The following is a 22,965-nucleotide window of genomic DNA, read 5'->3' on the forward strand; positions in this document are numbered from 1 at the left end:
TGAAGGCTGCTTTAAAATTGGGGACACTAACCTAGTTAGAATTCATAATTTACGCTTAGCTCTACAGACTGCTCAGCACCGAACCAGCAGTTCGATTGGTCGTAACAGGTGTAGTACTCTTCATTGAATAGGTTGTTCACTAACAAGTTAGCGGTTGCACCAGATAGTGTGTCGCTTGCCTCACCTAAGTCATAACCGACTGAAAGATCGACGACCGTGTAAGACGGCACTTTGCCTTGAGTATTCGTTGCGTCCATCTCCATTTCACCCATGTAACGAGCACCTGCGCTGAAGCGAGTTCCTGATAAAGCACCACCATAGACATAGTAATTGCTCCATAGGTTAGCGGCATGTGTCGGTACGTAGATTGGTGTAGTACCTTCTAGGTCTGGGTTTGCATCTTCCGTCACCTCCATGTCAACGTAGGTGTAGCTCGCATTAACATCCCAATCTTCCGTTACAAACCATCTGCCTTCAAGCTCCATACCTTGCGAGCGCACCTCACCTAACTGAATCTTAGAACGGTATGTAGGATCTGATGGATCAGCAGCAATTGAGTCTTTCTTAGTAATATGGAAATAAGAAGCTGTAACCTGTTGTGACATATCTGGAGACAGGTATTTAATACCTAGCTCAACCTGCTCACCTAGCTGAGGTTTTAAAGAGTTACCATTAATATCAGTACCTGCAGCCGGCTCAAAGCTCGTCGCGTAACTTACAAACGGAGAAATACCATTATCTAGCTCATACAAGGCACCAACACGGTAAGAGAACTGGTTATGATCGGCTTCTTCTTTTCCATCATAAGTTGGGTAAGAGCTATTTTTATCATCGCTCGCCTTGAACATGTCATAACGACCACCAGCAAGTAGAACAAGGGCGTCGTAGCGAACTTGGTCTTGGAAGTATAACCCTAGCTGCTCCGTCGTAATATCGTGAGATTCACGGTAGTTCTCTTGAAGCTGACTCTTATCCAAAAGGTCATTGTTCGGATTGTAAGCATCAAACCCGTAGAAACCCGCATTCGCAGTGAACTCTTTGTACAGCGAATCACCGGTTAGCTTTAGGTAGTCAACACCGAATAATAAATTGTGTTCTAATCCACTAATTTCCACGCGACCAGAAACTTGGTTATCGATAACAAAGCTTTGAGACTCTTCATCCGTACTGTAAGCATTTCGAATTAAACTGCCTGTCGCAGGGTTGAAATTAGTCGCGGTATGGTAAGTGTTTTCCTGATACAAAGAAGCGTCGGTGTAGCGTGCGTTCTGAAGGAAAGTCCAATTATCGTTGATTTGATGATTGATCTTATAACCTAACATCAATACTTCTCGTTCAAAGGTACTCCAGTTCTTGTCACCCATAGATACCGATGGATCACTTGCCTTCAGAACTTCAAGCGGCATTGCGGAATTGGTACCCATTGATGGATCGTTCTGATAGTAAAGATTGAAGTTAATAAGTGTTCTATCAGATACCTGCCAATCTAGTGAAGGAGCGATTACGTAGCGTTCTTCTTCAGCGTTATCGACTTGGCTGTCTTGTTTACGAGCAAGTGCTACCAAGCGGTAAGAAAAGTCACTATCACCCAATTGACCTGTTGTATCAATTGAAGCTTCCATAAGGTTTCTTGAACCTGTAGATACTCCTACTTTTGTAGACGCATCTTCTTGCGGTGTCTTCGCAATCATATTGACCATACCACCCGGTGGCATCGAACCATACAGTACAGACGTAGGGCCTTTAAATACTTCAACTTGTTGAATCGCAATAGGGTCTATTTGAGGTTGTAGGTTCCAACCAGTCAGGAACGGAAGTACTAAACCATCGTAGTAGCTTTGGTTATTACTAAAACCACGAATTGAGAACGTATCGTACATCGTTACTGAAGCGCCCTTCTGCTCGGTTACAACACCTGGCGCGTATCTAAGCGCTTGGTTGAGGGACTTCACACCTCGTTGCTCTAACTGTTCTTCATCAATAACCGTAATACCTTGAGGCGTCTCTTCTGGCTCAAGTGCCGACTTAGTCGCTGTATTACGATAGGCTTTACCCATAATAGTGACAGTCTCAATATTCGAGTCTGCCGCTGTAACGGTTTCTTCCGCCAACGCTTGCGCTGAAAACGCAGTGAGCAACGCTACTGCAAGTGATGAATACTTAAAACGAGTGTGAGTGGTCATGATTCCCTCGGTACCAATGCTTAATATAAATAATAATAAATCTCATTTGCATTGTATGTATCTAGAGATGGGATAATTAACAATTTGGTGCAAATTAAAAAAGAACTTGGCCTAATTTTAATGAAAACCGGTCAATTGCTGATTAAAAACACAATTGACCTTATTTTTGGAGAGGCTTTACAAGAAGAGATTTTGTGGGGATATGATTACGATTTAATAATAGGAACCCAGTACTCCATTTCAGCATCTGATGCATGGGCTTGATAGCCAAATGGGTACACTTCGAGCTCATAACCATCGACACCACGATAACCAGAACTCGGCAGCCAGTTAAGCACAAACCAGCTCAAGGTATGTCGCAAGTTCTCAATCGACCCACAGTGCTTCACCACGGCATAGGTTTGCTTAGGAATGGTCAGCACTTCTAACTTTTCAGAAATAAGACTTGGTAGTTGCGGGATTGAAATTCCGTCATGAAGCTCTACTCCTGCCCAGTAATGAATATTAGTACCATCAAAACAAGACTGAGTAAGGTCGACAACACCAATGAATTGCAGTGCATTATCGTCCGGCAGGGTCACTTCATGTTCCAAGCGCGACCAAAGCTGAGGGACTTTTTGTGCGAAGTCTTGTGTCAGTGAAAACAAACCACTGATTTCTGATGTCATACCTTTAACAAGGAAAGACTCTCTTTCGTCAATGCGAACCTCAACAAAACTCAGAGCGCCTTTTTCTTCCGCACTCGCCGTGTCAGACACTTGTATCGGTTTTCTTAGACCTACTCTTTTGCCTGCTTTTCTATATTGACTTGGGCTTGCCCCAAACATTTGCTTAAAAGAACGACTAAAACTAATTTCTGAGTTGAATCCAAGTCCAAGTGCAACATCAATGACCCGCTCTCTTCCATCAAGTAGTTCTTCGGCAGCCTGGCTCAGCTTTAGCTCTCTCACATAGTTAGCCACAGTAAGCCCTGTTTCGGCTTGAAACACTCTTTGCAGTTGCCAACGAGACCAACAACTCTGTTTCGAAATATCTTCTAGAGATAACGCAGAGCTAAGATTCGCATGGATATAAGCCAGAACGCGGCTGATACGATCAAATGCAGGTGTGTTCATAGTCAAGCTTTCAAATTCTCGGTAGTGGTAACAACATATTAGATTCAGGAACACTTTTATCATTTAAAGAGACTTTTATCACTTAAAAATGATTAAGGCACAATCAATTTATAAATATCTTATATAGCGAGTTCTCCGAGGGTATGCTCCATTTTGTATGGTTATCCTCGATAATGTTCGCTATGATAACGCAACTGATTCTCATTTATTGATTTAAGATGCTTCCCCAACTGCACAATATTATCACTCGTCGGAAAGCCCCGCCCCTACATCAGAAAATCTTCGCTTACTCAAAAGAAGTCACCCCTTATTTAAGCGGAAGCTTTGGTGCACTTAATAGCAAGAGCATTGCGGTAACGAATGATAATAGCCATAAAGAGCTCAAACGAGTTTACGATGGTCTTGCGCAGAGCCACCCAGAAGCAGGCAAAGCGTATTGGTTAACGCGTACGTGGGATCTCGTGTGCTGGCAACCTATCTATGTGACTTTCATTTCTATCTATGCACTTCATTCTCTGCCCGATATCAAGAACATCGGCCAGTTTAGATACAAAGAGTTCATTACTGGTTATCGCTTTTTTAATGGTGATCATCAACATGGTTCACCTGAAGAGCTTATCCCACATGCTGGTGAAGCCATTCTTGCATTGACCGAATTTTATCGCAGCCAGATCAGTGAATGGACACGTATTCGTCCGGGGTTTACCAATCATTTATTGGCTGATCTACTTTTAGGAAGCTTGATAAAACTTCAGCAACACGAACCAAGCCTGACCAACGATTATATCACTGGACAAGCTAAGCTTTGGTTAGAGGCATGCCAATTACCTGAAAGTCATTTAGACAGCCTTAAGGTCGATGCCCATTCAGGAATGCTAAAACTGATTAGAGTCAGCTGCTGCCTCGTTTATAAGTGCGATTCAAGAAAGTACTGCGACGATTGTCCTAGACATCCTGACAACAAGAAAACCGCTAAATAACCCCACTATTATAAAGACCAGTGCGACAACTTTGCTTTTATTAAGCATCGCTATTGGTCTCGACACAGGACCGACATGTTCCAGCTTTCAGACATCAACATCGTTCGAGACAACCGAACCATCCTTTCAATTGAAGATCTTACTATTCCTACCGATGAACTCACCGTAGTTCTTGGTCACAATGGTTCTGGTAAATCCACACTCGTTAACTTGTTATCAGGACAAATGTCACCAGATCGCGGCAGCGTCAAGTTCGAGGGAACTTCTCTTTCTTCTTTCAAAAGCAAAGAGCTAGCAAAGAAGATTGCTTATTTACCGCAAAAGCTCCCTGCTTCTGCTGGCTTAACGGTGGAAGAACTGGTCCGTTTAGGGCGCTTCCCATGGAGAGGCGCATTAGGCCGTTGGAACTCTGAAGATAAGTCGATCATCCAACAAGCAATGGAGAGAACCGGCGTCTCTGAGTTTTCACAGGCATTAGCGGACGATTTGTCCGGCGGTGAACGCCAACGTGCTTGGGTCTCTATGCTGCTTGCTCAGCAGTCTCCCGTATTGATCCTTGATGAGCCAACATCTGCGCTGGATGTTCATCACCAATTCCAGTTGATGGGTTTACTGTCTGAACTGAATAAAAAGGAAGACGTTGGTGTTATCGTGATTCTGCACGACTTGAACCTTGCATTGCGCTACGCGACACACATCGTTGCTCTAAAAAAAGGGCAAATCGCATTTGAAGGCAGCGCTGATAAGTTACTTGATGAACAAGCATTGTCTGCACTGTATGAATCCCCTATCCGACTGATCGATCATCCAGTCCCTGCTAACACAGCCGCAAGTGAAAAAGTTGCGGTGGTCTGCGAATAGCTCAGGCTTTCAAGCGTTTCAAGCCAAGTACTAAACCCAACACCCAACACCCAACAGGGAAAAGGCCATTGAATCGTAGAAATTCAATGGCCTTTTTCTAATATTTATCGCTAGTTAAGCTGAGACTCTCTTGCTTCTTGGCTACTGAAACCACGCAAAATATTAAACAGAGTAATCAGCGTGAACACTGTAATAACGATCGATAGGTGCCATGCTTCCCCTAACCCCAATTGAACCAGTCCCATACTCACCATTGAAGAGACCACCATTTGGCCACCGCCAGACATCGCCGCCGCCGCGCCCGCGTTCTTTTTGTATGGCAACATCACCAATGCCTGAGCACAAGGCAGTGCAATACCATTCCCCAGTATCATCAAGAACTGACCAATCATTAGGTATAGAGGCTCAAGCGGGCAGAAGAAAAGCCACAATGCGGCCGAGATATGTAAGACAGGCGTACACAATAAGGTTTTCTTGTTACCCAATATAGGACGAATACGGTTACACAAACTTGTACCGCTAAGCATCCCTAATGCGGGAATCACCGCCCACATTGCGTATTCGTCTGACGTCATACCAATCTGGTTTTGCATGATAAACGGCATCACGGATACGGTGGTGATCATCAAGCTAAAGTTAAGCCAACCGATACTCGCAAAGCTCATGAAATACCGAGAGCTTAATAACTCTTTGTATTGGGAGATCATTGTTTTCGGTGAAGGAATAGCGGAGATCTGAGTGACGGTTTCCTTAAACTTGAACGCCAATACCACCCAAGCCAATGAGACATACCCAAGTAGCGATATGAACACCATGCTCCAGCCAAAATGGAAGTTGATAAAGCCGCCAATTACGGGCGCAATCAAAGGTGTAATCGACGCTACCATCGCGATGTAGGACATCGCCAAAGGCAAATCGGCTCCGCCGAATCTATCTCGTGTTGAAGCGCGAGCAAGTACAGCACAACAGCCAGTCCCTAAACCTTGAAGAAAACGCCCCATCACCATGCTAGTAAACGAATGGCTGAAGAAGATGATCATCAATAACCCAAGCATGGCAATCAACAAACCGGTTAACAGTACCTTTTTACGCCCCAGAGCATCGGAAATCGGGCCATAAATAAACTGGGAAGGACCAAAGCCTAATAAATACACACTCACCAAAAGCTGAGCTTGCTCTAACGAGACATCAAAATCTTTCGCGATCCAAGGTAAAGAAGGAAACACCAAGCCCATACTGAGCTGGCCGACACTAATGACCAAACACGCAAGTAAGATCGATTTAAAATCGAATCGACGACTCATCGTTTAAGACACCCGTTCAAAGAAAGACCGTGGGTATCTAACTCACAACACAAAAACAGAGAAAATAGCAGAAACGCTGCTGGCGAGTTGTTCATAATGCTCCGACGGGATCAAATAGAGAAAGGCACAGTAAACATACGTGAGCTTGTATAATCATACAATAATCGTTCAACTAAATATGTGAATAGTCACTTTTCAGCAACCTCAGCTTTCCGCCTATCAGCCACAAGCGCTAGACTAACATTAGATGCTCATAATCAAGGGACTTCAATGAACACTCATCACCGTATTTTTTCATGTGCTTTGGCGCTGCTTGCCTCTGGTCCTATAACCTCAGCCTTTGCGTGGCAGGCAGAGAAGATCACAGACGGTCTCGAAATCCCATGGGGCCTAGCTTATGTCGATGACGGCTCCATGCTTCTCACAGAAAAAGCAGGCGTTATCAAACACGTTGATTTAAAGACGGGTGAACAAAATACACTGTTCAGGCTGCCAAATGTTTGGGCTAAAGGCCAAGGTGGATTATTGGATATCGCGTTCTCCCCTTTTGAACTTGGGAAATTCTATGTCACTTACAGTAAAGACGTCGATGGCGAAGCCGCAACGACACTCGCTTCTGCTACGTACAAAAGCAATGAGGTGTCCAATTGGCAAGATGTGTTTGTATCTAAATCGAGAACGGATACAGGTCGTCACTTTGGTAGCCGTATCACCTTTGATGATAGCCACCTGTATTTTTCAATCGGCGATCGTGGTGACAGAGACAACGGCCAAGACACCATGACTCACGCCGGCTCAATATTACGATTGAATGCCGATGGAAGCGCACCAAGTGATAATCCTTTCATGGATAACAGCAAGGTACTCAATGAGATTTGGAGCTTTGGTCATCGCAATCCACAAGGACTCTTTTACGATTTCTCCAGTAAAAAGCTTTGGTCGATTGAACACGGCCCTCGCGGTGGTGATGAGATCAACCTAATAAAAGCAGGCGCTAACTATGGCTGGCCAATCACCTCCCATGGAAAAGAGTATTGGGGCCCGATCAGCGTGGGAGAATCAGAAACCAAAGAAGGTATTGAAACACCTAAAAAAGTCTACGTTCCTTCAATCGCTCCGGGCAGTTTGATCGTCTACCAAGGTGACAAATACCCTGAATTACAAGGCAAGCTGTTGGCAGGCGCACTTAAACTTACCCATATCAATATTGTGACCGTCAACGAACAAGGTGAGGCAATCAAAGAAGAGCGTATTCTAGAGGGTTTAGGTGAAAGAATAAGAGACATTGAAACCTCTCCCGACGGCGACATTTTCTTCAGCACTGACAATGGCAATCTATATCGCCTGAAAAAGTAACACGGTACGCAATCACACCGTGATTATAAGGTCTGGTTGCGTCAGTTTCCCCCTATTTATAGCTCCTATTTAACGACGTTTCCACCCAACTCGCGGTTTGGAAATCTGACGTTCGAGATGGTTGTTTGAAAGGCCTCGGTTTAGTGATTACACGTATAAAACCAGTGCAATTACTCCAAATTCGTCATCAATTTAACCCACGTTTTTCACAAAAACGACAACAAATCACCATACTACTGTAACTCCATGATATTTAAGGAATGCAAAGTTTGACTGCCCCCAAGTTTCTGCAACCTTTCATTATGGATTCGATTGACTATCCCCTGATTTGATTTAGACTTCATCTCGGCTAGAAAGAAAGTTCTTTGTATATAAACATTTCGTTGGATTACTAGTAACCCCGTTGTGTTGTACGCAATAGCAATAAACTTTTCCGCGCTATCAGTGCCACAATTGGCTCGCAATAAAAATTTAATTTTAGGATATCATCATGTCTAACACAGTTACTGGTACAGTAAAATGGTTCAACGAAACTAAAGGCTTCGGCTTCATTCAACAAGAAAACGGTCCAGACGTATTCGCACACTTCTCTGCGATCACAGGCGACGGTTTCAAAACTCTTGCTGAAGGCCAAAAAGTTGAGTTCGTAGTATCTCAAGGTCAAAAAGGCCCACAAGCTGACAGCATCAAAGTACTTTAGTTTAGTATTTTAAAGCTTTCTAAAAATAGCCAGCCCAGCTGGCTATTTTTTTACCCGCTATTCAGAGATTTAAGGTAATATTCCCCTTCACTATTTCTACCTAAGACACCCCCTCAATGGCTCTTAAACCGACAATCTATAAGTTTCACTAAAATACACAACTCCCCACCCTACCTAGCACTAGCCACATACACCATTACTTTCAAACACTTAATACAAATAACAACCTAGAAGAACTTTAATAAACTGCTATAATCTCTGAACCTTGGTACACCTTTTGTACCCCTCAAATTACCCTTTTGGTACACCTCAGAGGCACACGTTCATGGCATCTTATAGTATTGAAAAGCGAACTCTAGCGAGCGGTGAATCTCGCTACAAAGCCACTGTTACCGTGAAACACCGGAGCAAAATTGCTCAACATTTCTCCAAAACTCATAAGAAGAAAACGCTCGCTACTGCCTGGGCAAAAAATGAAGTACGAAAGATAGAAGAAGGTGAAACTCAAGACCGTTCTGTACCCATTGGCCAGCTGCTAGACATGTTCATTGAAAACAAAAACCTCTGGGACAATACTGGCCGATCTAAACAAACCGTATTAAAAATGCTCCGTGATTGTGACATAGCAAAAATCTATTCCGATGAGCTAACCACTAAAGACTTGATTGAGCACTGCCAGAATAGATGCGGTACGGGAACCAAACCCTCTACTGTCTATTCCGACATCTATTATTTACGTTCGGTATTCAAACGAGCTAAGCCTGTATTCAACGTTGCCGCGAACGTGAACACATTCTTAGAAGCAACACCTATCCTGTATGAAATGAAACTCATCGGTAAATCAGAGAAACGAACAAGACGCCCTACTACCGATGAAATAGACCTATTGAAAGAAGCACTAGAAGAGCGCGAGCAACGTAGAGAAAACAAAATCCCCTACTCCATGCTTCTAGACTTCAGCATCCTGAGCTGTATGAGAGTGAGCGAAGTATGTGGTATTCGATGGGAAGACTTAAACGAAGAACTTAGAACAGTGATCGTTCGTGACCGAAAAGACCCACGAAAGAAAAAAGGCAACCACATGGTCGTTCCTCTACTCGGTGAAGCTTTCGATATTGTAATGAAGCAAGAGCGTAATGGTGAATTGATATTCCCATACAACCCACGTTCAGTTGGCCGAGGTTTTGTGGAAGTTTGTCAAAAGGTTGGGATTGATAACCTACGCTATCATGACTTACGCCGTGAAGGTGCAAGCCGCTTGTTCGAGAAAGGCTTTACCATTGAGGAAGTTGCTCAAGTCACTGGGCATAGGAACCTAAATACCTTGTGGCAGGTTTATACCCAGCTATTCCCGCATAAATTACACGAACGTAAGATATGAAAAAAGCCGCTAAAAAGCTGCTTTGTCCAATTACTTAAGAGTGAATTGAAACAGTTTTCAAATTGGTATACCGCTCAAATAATTCTGTCAATAATTTAAACTGTTGTTTAGCCTGTTCTGGTGTTAAATCACCAGACTCCCAATCATTCATTACTTTTCGTTGTCTAGATGACAGCATCAACTTGACTCTATCAGCTTTAATAGTTACTTCACGGAGCTTTCTAGTGTAGACCCTATTTGTTCGGTTCAAAAGCAATTTACCGATCATATATCTTGCTGGTCCGTTTGGGTCTACGCACTGTAAACGTCCATCATTATCAACTTTTAGATAACTAGTAACATCAACTTCAAATCGGTCAATATATCCTTTCTTAGATAGAAAGGTGGCTCCATCCTGAGTTTGTAAACAACCTTGCCAATCATCCGACTTTAAGACATTGCACTTTTGACAAGATAAGTGAAGATTAAAGGGGTGAATTTTCAGTATTCCATCGAACTTTGTTCCAAAAACATTCTGTGGCCTAAAATGATCCAGAGAAAACTTTTCACCACCACACTCATCCAAGTGAACATCACAATACACACACCTATACTGGCAGTCCTTAGCTATATTGTCATAATTCTTCTGGCAATTATAAGTACGGTAAAATTCACCTTCAGTCTTATAGTAACCTTGAATACTTTGCCGTTTTAACGATGGAAAATACAAGCTACTCATCATCTTTTGTTAACTCCGCATAGATTGCGTTAAGTTCATCAGAGGCAGCATTTAGCTCCGCAAGAGAGCTTTCACTTATAAGCCTTTCATCCACGAGTTTTTTACTACGACCTAGATTTAATATGTCAAACTCTTCTAACTCACTATCATTCAACGTAGAAAAAAGTGACTTTTCAAATAGTTCGTCAAACCGTTTTGCTTGTTCGGATTTAATATCTTTATATATATGAATCTGACGAAGAAAACGTTGTTTGAGATTATCTTCGTCTTCTTCAGACTCCCAATCATTTTTATCTATTACAAACTCAATATTTCCAAGATACTGATCAATTTCATCTGCAGTACTGGTAAGAATATAGATCGGGATTTTGGAATCAATTTTTCGAACTTCTTCAATGAGTTCAATTCCACTATAAGTTGCATTACCTGTGTGTTTAAGGTTCTCGTCTACAAAATAAGAAACTTTACCGGTAATTCCGTCTAAAACCGTCATCATCTCCCGTAAAGTGGTTTCTACATCTAAGCAAACAATGTCAAACTCATCCTCAAACATAAACTCCATCGATAGCTTATATGTATCTCGAATATCTTTGTCATCGTCTATAAATACAATAGTGTTCATTTTGTATCCTGTAATACTTCAATATAAAAACCTGCTCCACCTAAGTCTGAGTATTGCTTAGCTGAGACAGTTCCTGAGGACATATGCTCCTCGACTTGGCCTTTTATAATGGACAACCCCATACCTGTACCAATCGAGTTACCTTTATTATCAACCTTCCGACTATGCATTGGTAAGAAAATCGTATCTTCTTGGCCTGACTCTAATCCACAACCGGAGTCTAAAAAGCTAAGTTTAAGACGATTACCGCCAAGCCTTTCAAAAATCACTTTGATTTGTCTATCTTTCCTCGGCGTATCTTCTAGCGCCCAAGTTGAATTGGTGATTAAGTTAATAGCGATGCTTTCCCAATCAATTTCGAACGAGCGAACATTAAAATCTTCTTCTTGAATTTTTATGAATTCAAAGCTCCACTCAACTCCCATTTTTTTAAAGGATGCGGACATCATTCCAAAAATACATCTAAACACATCAGGTACGGACACTTTTTTCCGTTTTCTTTTATCTGGTTTAATATTATTGATGGCTAATTGTGAAAATGTGTCAACATATTGAGCGCCTGTTACCATACGAGACGTTAGAGCAACCAATTGATCATAATCAACTGTATCTCCATTACGTTCAGCTTTTCTTACTACTTTGGTCAACAGCTTCGCATTTGTTAAGGCTAGAGCTGAATGCGTACGAATTTCATGCCCAAAGCTAACAGTCAGGACCCCTAAAGAAGCGAGGTTTGAAAGGGTGTCTTTCTGCTCTTCAAGCTTCTTTCGCTCTTTTTCCATATATTGAGAATAGTCGTCCAAAGCTTTTTGATGCGCCTGCTTCGCACGTTCTAGATCTCTAAGTTTTTGATTAACCAACTGTGCTGGAGGTGTTTTCTTTTTATTCTTTTTAACTTTTTTAGTAAAAGCTTTAACTTCACCAATAGCTCTGTCGAGATCTGAATCTCTTTCCTTAACCGCTTTTTCTAGCTCTTGTGCTAAATCTATCCCATCATCATCTTGCGCAGCTTTAGTAGCTATAGTTTCAAATGCAGAAATGACTTTAAGCACAAACGTGCGTAGTTGCAGGTAAGCTTCATTCTCAACAATCCCTTCACGGTTTGCTTGGTCGTTCAAAATAGCATTAGTTGTTTTTGATATACTAACTGCACCAATGATTTGACTCGGTCCAACTCGCCAACCACCCTGCCTTATACCTCCAGGGCTTTGCGACTTACGAAAACCTATATCTAGCCAATCACCTTTACCCGTAGGCTCGCCATATGGTCTGACTCTAAAGTCATCTCTGTAAATACGAACCCCCCGGTTCAAAGCCATAAACTTCTCCCAGTTTCGAGTCGTCATATCGACTTTTGAGAGAAACTCTTTTTTCTTCACCATATAATGGAATTCGAACTCTAGAGGTCCAAATAATGGTTTATCCCCTTGTTTTGAGATCCAATCTTTCCATGGTGTTGGTAACTGCTTAACTTCTTCACCAGTAACGTTATTTTTAAAGTTGAGTAAAACTCTATGACTAGTATCTACCTCAGCTCTGACCTCCCAACTAGCAGCTTTTAAGAGCTCTTGAGTATCAACGACTTCTGAATAAGACTTAGTATTATTCACTGCTCGGTGGAGTGTTATAGAAAAGTCATTCGCTTTTCTATAAGGAGAGATTAATAATCTAAGCTCTTGTTTCAAGTCCTCAATAAAACTAGGAGTCCAACGGTCTTTCAAGCCAATCAGAACCATATATGTCCCAGAGTCATCTCTAGACGTGAAAATATCTCCATATTTACCTATTAAAGGTAGATCCTGCTCATAAATATCATGTTGAATCTCTGAAATAGAAGCGTTAGTACCTTCATATTTACGCCAATCAACGACCAGCTGGGTAACTGTGTTACTGCCTTTCTTCTTTGTGTAAAGAATAACTTTCTTGCTTAATCTATCTAGACCTAAGCGACCTAGACCTTTTGCTCCAGTAAGAATACGTTTTTTGGTTACAGACAACTCAAGACCATTTTTGAAATCTGTTCCTATTTTCAGCCAGTGGTCGTAGATAGTTTCTGCATCCATACCGTTACCATCATCTCTGAGTACAAGCGTAGAAAGCGCAGGGTTATCCCTTAAATGAAACTCCACATGAACATCTTCCGCATCAGCATCATACCCATTTTTGATTAATTCAGAGACAGCAACAGTTGAGCTTGAAATGCTTTCTCGACCAAGTTGCATCGGTACACGAGCCGACATATCAAACGGTTTTTTACCTAAGTGTCTACGAGCCATTACTCTTCCTCTACAAATGGGATATCTTTTATAACACCGACGGTTAAGTGTCGTAATCGAATGCGTTCATTTAAAAAATTATTAGTTTTTTTAGTTTGTAATACCTGCATAAGTTTCTTACAAGTTTTCAACTTCCCATCCTTAGGTTTAACAACAATCATATGATTCTCTATTGCTACCGGTTCACGAAGATTTATTAATGTCGCTGATGCACGATTTCTATCCGATGGGCTAGATGTTCTTTTGATTACTACAAATGGAGGGGTTAGAACTTTGCCCGTAAAACGCCTCATCTCAACGGCTTCACGAATAACCCCCCATTGAGGGCATATTTTAGGGTAAAAGTATGGATACTCAGGCCCATCTTCTGGGTCACGATAGGCAACTAATGGGCCTGTCCGAACGTCAAAATAATCAGAAATGCATACGGAGTTCTGCTCAGCGTTATGCCATTTAATGAGATTGACTGCTGTCTTAATTTTTCCTGAAAGCAAGAAGACATCCACGTCTGTTTTACGGTTAAAACGCCCCCAAACTTCTACTGTTGCGCTCATTGATTGAGAAGTAAATGACCTAAACTCATCATACCTACTACCCGAGCGAAGAACATCTGGCAAAATCGCACTAATACTGCAGTCTTCTGGTAAAAGTCTAAGGTAATGATCAAATACAATACCAGCGGCATTGACCTTTCCCTCTTTCCAATAGTTTTCTTTAGGCGATGGCCAAATAGTAAAAGGAGGATTCATCAGCACATGACTTATTTTTTCAAGCTCTAGCTTCTCTACACTCAAAGCATCTTTAACGAGAATATTTGGGAGTAGCTCAAATGCCTCATCTAAGTCACAGTCTTGCTCAACACCACGATTCATAGCTTCGACGACAATTCTAAGTTTGGTCGCTTCAATAAAGTGGGCGTGAAGATCAAAGCCCCAAAGGACTTTTCCCCAGGCTAACAAAGTTGTTGATAGTGTAGATTCAACACCAAGGGCCCTTGATGCTTCGATTAATAGATTGCCAGCACCACATGTTGGATCCAAGACAACAGAACGAGAAGTGATAACTGGTAGTAAAGCTACAGCTTTTGTAGCCAATTTTTGACCTGTAAAAAAGCTACCCGCCTCACGCATTTCTTCAATCGTCAGTAACTCTCTCAATACCAAATCAATATTATCTAAATCCACTAATCTGCGGAACTGTTCTTTATCAGGAGAGAGGAGTAACTTACGCATCGCTGCGTTATGTGAAGTAAGGGCGTTCATTATAGTATTCTGCAGAAAATTTTAGCTATTGTATCATTAAAACTTAATTCTAAGGAAAATACGTAGCGTCATAACCCTTTGTTTTAATTGAATTTATAAACAAGTTTAATTACCCCACTTCTGCAGGCTACATTACATACAAAAAAGGCACCCCGTAGGATGCCTTCGCTTTTCTAAATCACCGCCTTCATGACGGTAGTAACAACTTTCCCAATTACCGCGAACTCGTTGAGTTTCTCCTCATTCACGATAAACGAATCATATTCTTCTTTGTTGTCTGAGATGACGTTATAGCCCTCGGCCATAATATCGTATTTCAGGCGTTTTATATAAACGTGCTTACCAATGCGAACAACATAGACACCATGCTTTACGGGGTGGTCGAGTTCTCGCGTATCGACTAATACTTCATCGCCGTCACTCAAAGTGTCTTCCATTGAGTCGCCGTGGCAAATGATGATACGTGCATCTTCTTCTGTCAGGCCGAAACGTTTTAACCATAAGCAAGGTAGGAATTCGGTTCTAAGTTGATACTCGGTATCGTTTTGAGTACCAAACCCACAAGAGGCGTAAACGTTGTAAACAGGTACAGCACACATATCACCCATTTCAGAAGTAGCTTTTACTAACTTAACATTTGATATTTCAGTGACGTTAGTAGCGCTTGACGTAGAATTCTTCTGTTCATCACGTATTGACTCTGTGATCTCAGCAAGTGCTTCCAACGTCTTAGTAAGCTCTTCCTGGGTCTCATCATACGAAACTCCTGGATTCTCTCTTTCAAAAAGTTGCCTAATAACCTCTTCATGAAAGTTTGAAATATGGTATTCAAAAGCTCTCCCCTGCCCTGATGCTTTTCGACTCAACCATTTGTTTCTCCTGGCTTTTTGTGCAACACCGGTAAGGCTATTTGGCATACCTGCTAACCCAAGTAATTCGTTACTAGTAAACCACTCACGCATAAAACACCCAATAAAACATAATCAAACACCTTGAAAGCTGTTTTATTATGATCATATAATGACCTCAAACAACCTTAAATGAACACTGATTATCTTTTATAGCGAAACGGCAACAAAGATAATCATAGATTAACTAAGAACTATAGCATGTCATTGCTGTAGTGAAAATGAGGCTAACCCTATGAATACTCAATATGCGTTACATGCTGTATTTGGTTCCCCAGTAGTAAAACTTTCTGAGATCTCTGAACAATACTTTGGAATGAAATACGCGACAGCCAAAGGCAAAGTAAGTGCTAATGAATTCCCTATCCCTACCTTTCGACTTCATGAAGAAACAGAAACGAACAAAGGCACTAAAGCTCCACTGTTTGTTTCTATTGATGATTTGGCTTTCTACATTGACCGTAAGCAAGCTGAAGCTAAGCGCGAGTGGGAGTCAATCTATGGCAAATTCGGTCACCACTAAGCCAGCTTAAAGCTAACCACTTTTCTTATGTTTCATAGTGAGTATCAGACATGGAAGTGAACCAGACAATGTGCGTCTTTTTAGCGGATGTACATGAACAGTACAACGAAGCATGCAGCTTGTTTCGAGCACGACACCGTAACGAGCTAACAGACATAGCCAAAGCTTGTGGCCTTAGGTCAAACATGTTGCGTAACAAGCTGAATATCGAGCAACCGCACGTGCTTTCTTTACCTGAAATGATGGCAATTTCTAAAGCTACGGATGACTACGTAATTTTAGAAGTTGTACTTCGCCAGTTAGGGCTAGTGACCGCTCATATTCCTGAAGGTGAAAGAGAAACGTTTATCAAACGTGCTCTAAACAACTCAGTGATTGCAGGAGAGATCTCTCAACTTGCTTTAGACACGGCAGGCCAAAGAACCCTGCCTCGATCAACTCGAAATTCAATTATCAAAACGGCACAAGCTGGCATTAGCAACTTGGTGCTGCTCATTAACGACCTAGAAGACCGCACAAGTAGTGCACACCCTTTCTTATGTATGGGTGTGGACTTACTAGCCAACGGTGCGCCTTTACCCGGTCTTACTTAATTACGGGGTGTAATTATGAAAAAACAATTTATCGCGATTCAAATTAACTCATTGGAAGAAGCACTCAACATCGAAAATGTTGCTGCACTCACTATCACCAAATATCAAGAGAACGAAGTGGAAGGCCAAGAGCAACTGCAGAATAACTTGATCGCAATGTGGCGTGGCATTCATAAGCAAGCGGGTGACGCTCTCGACCAGTTCAAGGTTTGTCAGGAGGAATCACAATGAAAACTCTACTCAAAACCATCACTTCAGGTGAAGACAAAATTTATGTCTACGAGGCTGGATATGTAGAAGACGTGAAAGCTGCTGAAGCTTATCTAGCAGGCCCTGACGGATGGGGAGCTTCTATGTACTTCCCTTTGTATAAGGTCGAAGACTTCGCTCAAAACCAAACTCAAATTGCCAAGTTCCTTGAGCTCGCTAAAGAGAAGCTCGGGATAGAGGCAGAAACATGCAATACGTACCTCACCCACAACTAATTTTTTAGGAGCAATGACGTCATGAGTAATCTCGAAAATCACCTATTTGAACAATCATTTGAACTCATTGCACAGCGCTTTAGTTCAAGTAGCACAACGCAACAGCATGAATTGCTATGCCAGTTAGATGCAATTGCTAAGAAGCACCCCCCCATTGAAACACATCGCTCTCAAGCTGACGTATTAGCCGATATTAGAAATGCAATGGACGGTGAACGTGCTCGTTTGTTTTTCGGGCATTCATTTCCTAGTTGGTATCGCAACGGTTCGATCGAACAAGTTTCACAGCTTCACCACTGGACGAGCTTAGATATGAGTAACCGCCACCTGTTTCTTGAAATGCTTGGTCTACGTGACCTAAGCCACTTTGATGATGAAGCGTTATATCAATTCGAACAGTTTTGTTTGTCAGCTGTGGGGGCAAACTGATGCTGAGTTATATAGCGGTAACCTTGAACAGCGGTGGTGGTGTGGTTCGCCACTCTGAAACCAATGAAGTAATGAACCTTCACTTAGGCGAGTTTGATTCGCCAAAACTTGCTATTGAGTCAGCATGCGAGGCGTTGAACTGCGAACACGTTATGAATGGCGTGATCATAAAAGGCAATCACACTGGCGGTCACATGATTATGGACACACAGGAGTTTAGCGAATTATGAGTTTTTACAAGCAAGCGCAAAAACAAGCAGTAGCGATAAAAATTGGTGATCGCTTCTTCTGTGGTTTTGGGAAGAAGCAACGAGTTCAAACGGCTTGGAGTCTTGCAGGGGCAAACCTGTATTTAAGTGTTTATGACGACAAAGTAAAAGAGATTCTGGCTACGTTAGAAGAAAAGAAGAAGAAACCAGAAGTGATATTTGTTGAGGTGGCAGCATGAGTGACGTGACTTTTAGACCTGCAAAATCGACGGCTGACTTGCCTATCACATCTCCAATACACAAGCCCTGCCCTGATATGGCGGGAATGGAGAACCCAGATCCAAAGAAACGAGAGCGAGCGCGCTTTTTAGTGTCGAAGTTGCGCGAAAAACACGGCATTAAAAAGCGTGTTAAGGGTAACTCTCAGCCAATGAATTATGTGTGTAGTGAAAACGGGTGCGCTGAACCTTGGGGCTCGGTAAGTAATGCGAACCCAGGGGATGTGAAGCAATAAATGAGAAGTTATATAGCAGTCCAAGCTATTCGCAATTGCGCTAAGTGCCAAAGTAGCCAAGTGTTTTGTGAACAAAGTTTAGATGACACCCCAAAACATTATGTTGCCTGTGATCAGTGTGGGCATGAGGGCAATACTGCGCAAAATTACAACCAAGCTGTAACTGAATGGAATTACCCGTCCGATAAAAAAAGCATTCTAAGTTACAAGGAATACTAAGTGTACCCATTATTTGCTCGTGAATTTTTACCTCGATTACCTCGCATTGTTCAAGATGATGTGAGGTTTCAGGTTTCCCGCCGTAAACGTCGTACTAACGCGACTCAACAGAACATCGACCGATTCACTAATGACTCAGTGAAACACGCACTCAAGTACTCTCCATTTATTGAAGATAAATACACTTTTGTGGATGAACGAAGCAATGCACCAGAAAGGCAGCGTTTGCATAGTAGTGCGCGCAGTTCAATAGAGCTAAACCATCGTGTTTTAATGTGTGATGAAGCATTAGAGCATTTAGCTACAAACCTGACTGAAATGTTCACACGCTTGATCCAAATGACTGAGATTGAAGAAGGTGAGTCGAGTTATGTCGATGCTCTTGAAAAAGTGTTTTATGGCATTCGTGAAGATATGAAGCGTTTTTATATCAAAGCTCCACAAATTAAAAAGAAACATGAAACCATTGAGGACGCAGAGCGTGAATTAGAACGTGCTATTCGTCGTTGTCTGGATGTGAGCTATCTAGTCCGCAAGTTTAAGTTTTTACGTACCCAATATATCGAGTATTCACAAATTGCTTTGAGTCGCGTTGGCGGTAATAAAGGTCAACGTAAGTATGTATCCAGTCGTTCTTATGCCCGTTGGGAAAAGAAGCAAATCGAAGCAGAGCAATTTGTAAATTCCATGTCTGTGTTGAACGATGACACAGGTCAAGCGTTTGATTTATCGGAAGTGGTTAAACGAACTACGGCAAACCCAGAAAACCGCCGCATTGAATTGGTGGTTCGTAGCCGTGGAGATGAAGAGCGTGCTATTGAACTGGGATATGAAGGCGTTTTTGTCAACTGGACATTGCCAAGTAAATACCATCGTAATTCATCTAAATGGAACGGCTGCACACCCAAAGAGGCACATGAAGTAATGATGGCTAAATGGCGATGTGCACGAGCTTGGTTTAAAAAACCAAAGATTGATATTCAATGGTTTGGGCTTCGTGTCGCTGAACCTCACAAAGACGGTACGCCTCATGCTCATATGTTTTTGTATGTGCACCCAAGGCAAAAGCAAGACCTGATAGACATCATTGAGGGTATTGCTATTGATGAAGATAAAAGCGAACTCATCATCAACGGTAAGCTTGATAAAACTCCTCGTATAACGATTAAAGATTGTGACCCGTCACAAGGTACGGCTACGGGTTATATCATCAAGTACATTTCCAAGAACATTAACGGTGCACATATGCCAGAAGGTGATGCGAAACAAACAGCACTTTCTGCGACAGCATGGGCGCGCATACACAGAATTAAGCAATTCTCTCAATCTGGCTCCCCTTCTGTCGGGCTCTGGCGACAATTACGCAGAGCTAATCCAACGGAAACTGCTTTCGATGAAGAGTTAGAACAACTTCGAGATCATGCTGATAACTCCCGCTGGAAAGGTTTTTGTGAATTGGGCTTCAAAGCCAAGCTGGCTTATGAAGATAAATTCAACCAGTACGGTGATACGGTAAAGCGCGTCATTGGAATCAATTGGCTTGGTAAGGTCATCGCAACATGTAGCGAGCAATTTAGTTTGGTGAAAACTAAAGACGTAAAGCGTCGTGCTCTTGATCTTAAAAAGGGCGGCGCCCTTCCTTGGAGCACTGAAAATAAGTGTAACCAGAAAGACAAAATACCGATTTCGCCACTTGAGCAAGCATTGATGGACGTGACCGGATGGAGCGTTAAAGGGGTTCAATGCTTGCTGCGGCCATTGTCGCTTGGTGCTACTGTACCAATAGACAAACACATGTCCTTAAAACTTAGAAACGGACGGTTAGCCACAATATAAAAAGAGGCATATATGAGTTATTGGTTTGGTATTGGCTCATCAAAAGTGGAACTTGTGGGAAGCTTTGAAACATTAGAACAAGCGCAACGTGCCTATGAATTAGAACCCGAAGCAACGGTAGGCATATTTAATGCCTCCACTGAAAGTTACGCGTTAATTATGCTAGAGAAAATCAAACCCAAACCGATAGTTAGCTCCCTGCCTTTGAGAAGGCGCCAAGCATACCTACTCGGCAAAAGAGGCGGGAAAAACCCCTATGCACTTGGTAGCCAAGAGTTTAACGACTTCGAAAGAGCTAGAGATAAATAGCGTTCAATCACTTAGGGGTGGGCATTGAACGTATTAATTAAAAAGGGAGATTACATTAATGCTAATGCCATGCCCAACATGCGGATGCAAAACCCGAATTGTTACTTCACAAGAAATGTCAAACGAGACACGGAAAGCCTACTGGCAATGCCTCAATTTTAACTGTGGTGTTCGCTTTCATACTCTTACTTCTGTAGAGGGGATTATAGACTCTGTTGGAGTGCCGCCAGATCCAAAGCTACAACCAGAGCTGTGCAAAGGTGATGTGAACCAGATGGATATTTTTACATAACGCTATATAACCATCCGTATAAATTATCATTAATAGTACTCTTTACTCGTAAACTCACTAAGCGATTGATAAGATTGTATAATGTGTTTTTAGGGTTGTAATCTAAATGAGTTGTAAACAAAAGTGGTCACTTAGTGGCTTTCTAGACGAGATGAAACGAGTACATGAAACTATGCCGGATAGGCGGTTTGTATTTGTCCTCGGTGCGGGAGCCTCTATCGAATCTAAAGTTAAAGGCGCTGCTAGTTTAGCTGATGATTGGATGCGTATAATGTTCAACCGAGAATTGACTAAACCAAATATCAATTATGAGGACTGGTTAACTAGTGACCCTCTTAATTTTGGGGATAAATGGAACCATTTGAACCTAGCTGCATTCTACCCAGGTATCTTTGAAAAATGTTTTGAAGGTGATCATGAGGCTGGATACGCAGAATTAGAAAAGGCTATAGATAATCGTAGCCCTAGTTTTGGATATGCAGTGCTAGCTTGGGTTCTTGCGCAAGAACGACATAATATGGTGATAACTACTAATTTCGATAATTTAGTAGCTGATTCTCTTTATATATATGGAAGTAAAACACCTCATGTTATCGGTCATGAGTCTCTTGCTGGTTATTTAAAGCCAATGGCCCGCCGCCCAATGATTGCAAAAATACACCGAGATTTATTCACCGACCCTATTAACGACGCTAACGGCGTCGGAGTTCTCCATTCACAGTGGAGTGAAGCTTTACAAAATATTTTCCGGTTTTATACCCCCGTTTTTATCGGCTATGGCGGTAATGACGGTAGTCTGATGAATTTTCTAAGCCAGTTGGACCCACAAGATATTAATGGCCGTCCTTTTTGGTGTTATTACGAAAATGGTGAAGAACCTAATGGGGATATTTTAAAGTTAATGGATAAACATCAAGGTGTTTTAGTTCCTACACCAGGCTTCGACCAGCTCATGTTAGAGATAGGTTCTGTTTGGGGGTATAACAGACGTAAGCAAAAAAATTCTGTTGAAGAACATACAAGACAAATGCTTGAGACTTTGGATGAAAAAGCCAAAGCTATTTATAAAGAAAGTCCCGAAGAAGTGAAAAGCATGCTAAGAGATAACAATCCTAGTGAAGTTCGAGACTGGTTAGATTGGGAATTCGAGGCTTCTGAGTTCAAGTCAAACCTAGACAAAATAGCAGTGTATGAAAAAGCACTAAAGCATTTACCTAATTCACCGGAGCTTCACACAAATTTAGCTAATGTCTATTTTGATATGGGGAATTTGGAAACCGCTGAAAAAAATTACATAAAAGCAGCGGAACTACATCCAGATAGCATTATCACTAAAGGGAATTTAGCACACATTAAGGTATCTAGAGGCCAAATCGCTGAGGCCAAAATACTTTTTGAAGAAATTATGGAAGAAGAACCATCAGACCCTGTTGGATTCTCAGGTTATGCGTCAGCCCTAACTGAAGAAGGTGATTTGGTTAATGCGGAAGCATATCTTCGTCTGGCTTTAGAATATAGTGAAGGTTTGGGCATCGGTATTTACTATAACAACTATGCTCACTTCCTAAATCTATGCCAAAGATACGATGAGGCTGAGGAGATGATTAACCGAGCATTTAATTTTGAAAGTGAAAACTACGAATATCAAGAAACATATGCTGAGTTACTCTTAAATACAGGACGAATCAAGCAAGCGGAAGAAGCGGTTAAAAAAGCTCTAAGCATTAATCCAGATAGTCTCGAAGGTCATCGTTTGAGTAAATGTATTAAAGAAGCGAAGTTGAAATTAGCTTAGTTTAAAGTTCACGCTTCCGAAACGCACAAAAACGATCTCGGACGATCTCTAAATCCCCTATCTAAAACAGCCCTCGATGTAGATACATCGGGGGC

25 protein-coding genes are annotated in these 22,965 nt (G+C 41.9%); 17 read left to right on the forward strand and 8 right to left on the reverse strand.

Annotated elements, in window-relative coordinates:
• Window positions 1–35: 35 nt before the first annotated feature.
• On the reverse strand, window positions 36–2,183 hold the full coding sequence (locus IHV80_RS22655) for a TonB-dependent siderophore receptor (RefSeq protein ID WP_192891066.1): 2,148 nt from the start codon (window positions 2,181–2,183) through the stop codon (window positions 36–38).
• 206 nt (window positions 2,184–2,389) lie between these two features.
• The gene (locus IHV80_RS22660) at window positions 2,390–3,298 is read right to left on the reverse strand and encodes an AraC family transcriptional regulator (RefSeq protein WP_192891067.1); all 909 of its coding nucleotides are present in this window, start codon (window positions 3,296–3,298) and stop codon (window positions 2,390–2,392) included.
• A 218-nt stretch (window positions 3,299–3,516) separates the two neighbouring features.
• On the opposite strand from IHV80_RS22660, the gene IHV80_RS22665 reads away from it, so the two are divergent.
• Both IHV80_RS22665 and IHV80_RS22670 read left to right on the forward strand, forming a co-directional pair.
• Window positions 3,517–4,278 carry a siderophore ferric iron reductase gene (locus IHV80_RS22665; protein WP_192891068.1) on the forward strand — a complete coding sequence of 254 codons (762 nt, stop codon included), beginning with the start codon at window positions 3,517–3,519 and terminating at the stop codon, window positions 4,276–4,278.
• Between the two features lie 75 nt (window positions 4,279–4,353).
• The gene (locus IHV80_RS22670; RefSeq protein ID WP_192891069.1) at window positions 4,354–5,139 is read left to right on the forward strand and encodes an ABC transporter ATP-binding protein; all 786 of its coding nucleotides are present in this window, start codon (window positions 4,354–4,356) and stop codon (window positions 5,137–5,139) included.
• Between the two features lie 110 nt (window positions 5,140–5,249).
• On the opposite strand, the gene IHV80_RS22675 is transcribed toward IHV80_RS22670, so the two are convergent.
• Window positions 5,250–6,443: a multidrug effflux MFS transporter gene (locus tag IHV80_RS22675; RefSeq protein ID WP_192891070.1), complete on the reverse strand. Its 1,194-nt coding sequence runs from the start codon at window positions 6,441–6,443 to the stop codon at window positions 5,250–5,252.
• 270 nt (window positions 6,444–6,713) lie between these two features.
• On the opposite strand from IHV80_RS22675, the gene IHV80_RS22680 reads away from it, so the two are divergent.
• From IHV80_RS22680 to IHV80_RS22690, 3 genes are all read left to right on the forward strand, one after another.
• The gene (locus IHV80_RS22680) at window positions 6,714–7,799 is read left to right on the forward strand and encodes a PQQ-dependent sugar dehydrogenase (protein ID WP_192891071.1); all 1,086 of its coding nucleotides are present in this window, start codon (window positions 6,714–6,716) and stop codon (window positions 7,797–7,799) included.
• Between the two features lie 490 nt (window positions 7,800–8,289).
• Window positions 8,290–8,499, forward strand: coding sequence for a cold-shock protein (locus tag IHV80_RS22685; RefSeq protein ID WP_010430417.1), 210 nt, complete (start codon window positions 8,290–8,292; stop codon window positions 8,497–8,499).
• 325 nt (window positions 8,500–8,824) lie between these two features.
• Window positions 8,825–9,880 carry a tyrosine-type recombinase/integrase gene (locus IHV80_RS22690; RefSeq protein WP_192891072.1) on the forward strand — a complete coding sequence of 352 codons (1,056 nt, stop codon included), beginning with the start codon at window positions 8,825–8,827 and terminating at the stop codon, window positions 9,878–9,880.
• 34 nt (window positions 9,881–9,914) lie between these two features.
• Here the strand turns inward: IHV80_RS22690 and IHV80_RS22695 are convergent, their stop codons facing one another.
• The 5 genes from IHV80_RS22695 to IHV80_RS22715 all read right to left on the reverse strand — a co-directional run bounded on the left by IHV80_RS22695 (window position 9,915) and on the right by IHV80_RS22715 (window position 15,720).
• On the reverse strand, window positions 9,915–10,601 hold the full coding sequence (locus IHV80_RS22695; RefSeq protein WP_192891073.1) for a hypothetical protein: 687 nt from the start codon (window positions 10,599–10,601) through the stop codon (window positions 9,915–9,917).
• Window positions 10,591–11,220 (reverse strand): response regulator transcription factor, encoded by a 630-nt coding sequence (locus IHV80_RS22700; protein ID WP_192891074.1) that lies wholly within the window; start codon window positions 11,218–11,220, stop codon window positions 10,591–10,593. The genes IHV80_RS22695 and IHV80_RS22700 overlap by 11 nt, the downstream gene beginning before the upstream one ends.
• Window positions 11,217–13,496: an ATP-binding protein gene (locus IHV80_RS22705; protein ID WP_192891075.1), complete on the reverse strand. Its 2,280-nt coding sequence runs from the start codon at window positions 13,494–13,496 to the stop codon at window positions 11,217–11,219. Before IHV80_RS22705 ends, IHV80_RS22700 begins: the two co-directional genes overlap by 4 nt.
• Complete coding sequence (locus tag IHV80_RS22710) at window positions 13,496–14,758, reverse strand: N-6 DNA methylase (protein ID WP_192891076.1); 1,263 nt, start codon at window positions 14,756–14,758, stop codon at window positions 13,496–13,498. Before IHV80_RS22710 ends, IHV80_RS22705 begins: the two co-directional genes overlap by 1 nt.
• Before the next feature lie 173 nt (window positions 14,759–14,931).
• Window positions 14,932–15,720, reverse strand: a complete 789-nt coding sequence (locus tag IHV80_RS22715) for a helix-turn-helix domain-containing protein (RefSeq protein ID WP_192891077.1) — start codon at window positions 15,718–15,720, stop codon at window positions 14,932–14,934.
• A 181-nt stretch (window positions 15,721–15,901) separates the two neighbouring features.
• Here IHV80_RS22715 and IHV80_RS22720 point away from each other — a divergent pair, with 181 nt between their 5' ends.
• From IHV80_RS22720 to IHV80_RS22775, 12 genes are all read left to right on the forward strand, one after another.
• Window positions 15,902–16,189 carry a pyocin activator PrtN family protein gene (locus IHV80_RS22720; protein WP_172378877.1) on the forward strand — a complete coding sequence of 96 codons (288 nt, stop codon included), beginning with the start codon at window positions 15,902–15,904 and terminating at the stop codon, window positions 16,187–16,189.
• Window positions 16,190–16,239: 50 nt separating this feature from the next.
• Entirely contained in the window at window positions 16,240–16,782 is a 543-nt protein-coding gene (locus tag IHV80_RS22725) for a phage regulatory CII family protein (RefSeq protein ID WP_192891078.1), read from the forward strand.
• Window positions 16,783–16,797: 15 nt separating this feature from the next.
• The gene (locus tag IHV80_RS22730; protein WP_192891079.1) at window positions 16,798–17,013 is read left to right on the forward strand and encodes a hypothetical protein; all 216 of its coding nucleotides are present in this window, start codon (window positions 16,798–16,800) and stop codon (window positions 17,011–17,013) included.
• Window positions 17,010–17,267, forward strand: a complete 258-nt coding sequence (locus IHV80_RS22735; protein ID WP_192891080.1) for a hypothetical protein — start codon at window positions 17,010–17,012, stop codon at window positions 17,265–17,267. The genes IHV80_RS22730 and IHV80_RS22735 overlap by 4 nt, the downstream gene beginning before the upstream one ends.
• A 21-nt stretch (window positions 17,268–17,288) precedes the next feature.
• Complete coding sequence (locus IHV80_RS22740; protein WP_192891081.1) at window positions 17,289–17,696, forward strand: hypothetical protein; 408 nt, start codon at window positions 17,289–17,291, stop codon at window positions 17,694–17,696.
• Window positions 17,696–17,926, forward strand: a complete 231-nt coding sequence (locus IHV80_RS22745; protein WP_192891082.1) for a hypothetical protein — start codon at window positions 17,696–17,698, stop codon at window positions 17,924–17,926. Before IHV80_RS22740 ends, IHV80_RS22745 begins: the two co-directional genes overlap by 1 nt.
• Window positions 17,923–18,144, forward strand: coding sequence for a hypothetical protein (locus tag IHV80_RS22750; RefSeq protein ID WP_102268063.1), 222 nt, complete (start codon window positions 17,923–17,925; stop codon window positions 18,142–18,144). The genes IHV80_RS22745 and IHV80_RS22750 overlap by 4 nt, the downstream gene beginning before the upstream one ends.
• Window positions 18,141–18,419 (forward strand): hypothetical protein, encoded by a 279-nt coding sequence (locus IHV80_RS22755; RefSeq protein WP_016785360.1) that lies wholly within the window; start codon window positions 18,141–18,143, stop codon window positions 18,417–18,419. Before IHV80_RS22750 ends, IHV80_RS22755 begins: the two co-directional genes overlap by 4 nt.
• Before the next feature lie 219 nt (window positions 18,420–18,638).
• Window positions 18,639–20,474, forward strand: a complete 1,836-nt coding sequence (locus IHV80_RS22760) for a replication endonuclease (RefSeq protein WP_192891083.1) — start codon at window positions 18,639–18,641, stop codon at window positions 20,472–20,474.
• Window positions 20,475–20,486: 12 nt separating this feature from the next.
• Window positions 20,487–20,783 (forward strand): hypothetical protein, encoded by a 297-nt coding sequence (locus tag IHV80_RS22765; protein ID WP_192891084.1) that lies wholly within the window; start codon window positions 20,487–20,489, stop codon window positions 20,781–20,783.
• Window positions 20,784–20,841: 58 nt separating this feature from the next.
• On the forward strand, window positions 20,842–21,075 hold the full coding sequence (locus IHV80_RS22770) for an ogr/Delta-like zinc finger family protein (protein ID WP_192891085.1): 234 nt from the start codon (window positions 20,842–20,844) through the stop codon (window positions 21,073–21,075).
• 106 nt (window positions 21,076–21,181) lie between these two features.
• Complete coding sequence (locus IHV80_RS22775; protein ID WP_192891086.1) at window positions 21,182–22,870, forward strand: tetratricopeptide repeat protein; 1,689 nt, start codon at window positions 21,182–21,184, stop codon at window positions 22,868–22,870.
• Window positions 22,871–22,965 lie beyond the last annotated feature (95 nt).

It is taken from the genome of Vibrio bathopelagicus (genome assembly GCF_014879975.1).
Lineage (GTDB): Bacteria > Pseudomonadota > Gammaproteobacteria > Enterobacterales > Vibrionaceae > Vibrio > Vibrio bathopelagicus.

Coding starts and splice junctions, on each gene's coding strand:
- IHV80_RS22735 (WP_192891080.1), top strand. CDS start 17,010: ATGAAAACTCTACTCAAAACCATCACTTCAGGTGAAGACAAAATTTAT.
- IHV80_RS22745 (WP_192891082.1), top strand. CDS start 17,696: ATGCTGAGTTATATAGCGGTAACCTTGAACAGCGGTGGTGGTGTGGTT.
- IHV80_RS22710 (WP_192891076.1), bottom strand. CDS start 14,758: ATGAACGCCCTTACTTCACATAACGCAGCGATGCGTAAGTTACTCCTC.
- IHV80_RS22690 (WP_192891072.1), top strand. CDS start 8,825: ATGGCATCTTATAGTATTGAAAAGCGAACTCTAGCGAGCGGTGAATCT.
- IHV80_RS22670 (WP_192891069.1), top strand. CDS start 4,354: ATGTTCCAGCTTTCAGACATCAACATCGTTCGAGACAACCGAACCATC.
- IHV80_RS22675 (WP_192891070.1), bottom strand. CDS start 6,443: ATGAGTCGTCGATTCGATTTTAAATCGATCTTACTTGCGTGTTTGGTC.
- IHV80_RS22725 (WP_192891078.1), top strand. CDS start 16,240: ATGGAAGTGAACCAGACAATGTGCGTCTTTTTAGCGGATGTACATGAA.
- IHV80_RS22705 (WP_192891075.1), bottom strand. CDS start 13,496: ATGGCTCGTAGACACTTAGGTAAAAAACCGTTTGATATGTCGGCTCGT.
- IHV80_RS22750 (WP_102268063.1), top strand. CDS start 17,923: ATGAGTTTTTACAAGCAAGCGCAAAAACAAGCAGTAGCGATAAAAATT.
- IHV80_RS22770 (WP_192891085.1), top strand. CDS start 20,842: ATGCTAATGCCATGCCCAACATGCGGATGCAAAACCCGAATTGTTACT.
- IHV80_RS22680 (WP_192891071.1), top strand. CDS start 6,714: ATGAACACTCATCACCGTATTTTTTCATGTGCTTTGGCGCTGCTTGCC.
- IHV80_RS22655 (WP_192891066.1), bottom strand. CDS start 2,183: ATGACCACTCACACTCGTTTTAAGTATTCATCACTTGCAGTAGCGTTG.
- IHV80_RS22715 (WP_192891077.1), bottom strand. CDS start 15,720: ATGCGTGAGTGGTTTACTAGTAACGAATTACTTGGGTTAGCAGGTATG.
- IHV80_RS22695 (WP_192891073.1), bottom strand. CDS start 10,601: ATGATGAGTAGCTTGTATTTTCCATCGTTAAAACGGCAAAGTATTCAA.
- IHV80_RS22740 (WP_192891081.1), top strand. CDS start 17,289: ATGAGTAATCTCGAAAATCACCTATTTGAACAATCATTTGAACTCATT.
- IHV80_RS22720 (WP_172378877.1), top strand. CDS start 15,902: ATGAATACTCAATATGCGTTACATGCTGTATTTGGTTCCCCAGTAGTA.
- IHV80_RS22665 (WP_192891068.1), top strand. CDS start 3,517: ATGCTTCCCCAACTGCACAATATTATCACTCGTCGGAAAGCCCCGCCC.
- IHV80_RS22660 (WP_192891067.1), bottom strand. CDS start 3,298: ATGAACACACCTGCATTTGATCGTATCAGCCGCGTTCTGGCTTATATC.
- IHV80_RS22765 (WP_192891084.1), top strand. CDS start 20,487: ATGAGTTATTGGTTTGGTATTGGCTCATCAAAAGTGGAACTTGTGGGA.
- IHV80_RS22755 (WP_016785360.1), top strand. CDS start 18,141: ATGAGTGACGTGACTTTTAGACCTGCAAAATCGACGGCTGACTTGCCT.
- IHV80_RS22700 (WP_192891074.1), bottom strand. CDS start 11,220: ATGAACACTATTGTATTTATAGACGATGACAAAGATATTCGAGATACA.
- IHV80_RS22730 (WP_192891079.1), top strand. CDS start 16,798: ATGAAAAAACAATTTATCGCGATTCAAATTAACTCATTGGAAGAAGCA.
- IHV80_RS22775 (WP_192891086.1), top strand. CDS start 21,182: ATGAGTTGTAAACAAAAGTGGTCACTTAGTGGCTTTCTAGACGAGATG.
- IHV80_RS22685 (WP_010430417.1), top strand. CDS start 8,290: ATGTCTAACACAGTTACTGGTACAGTAAAATGGTTCAACGAAACTAAA.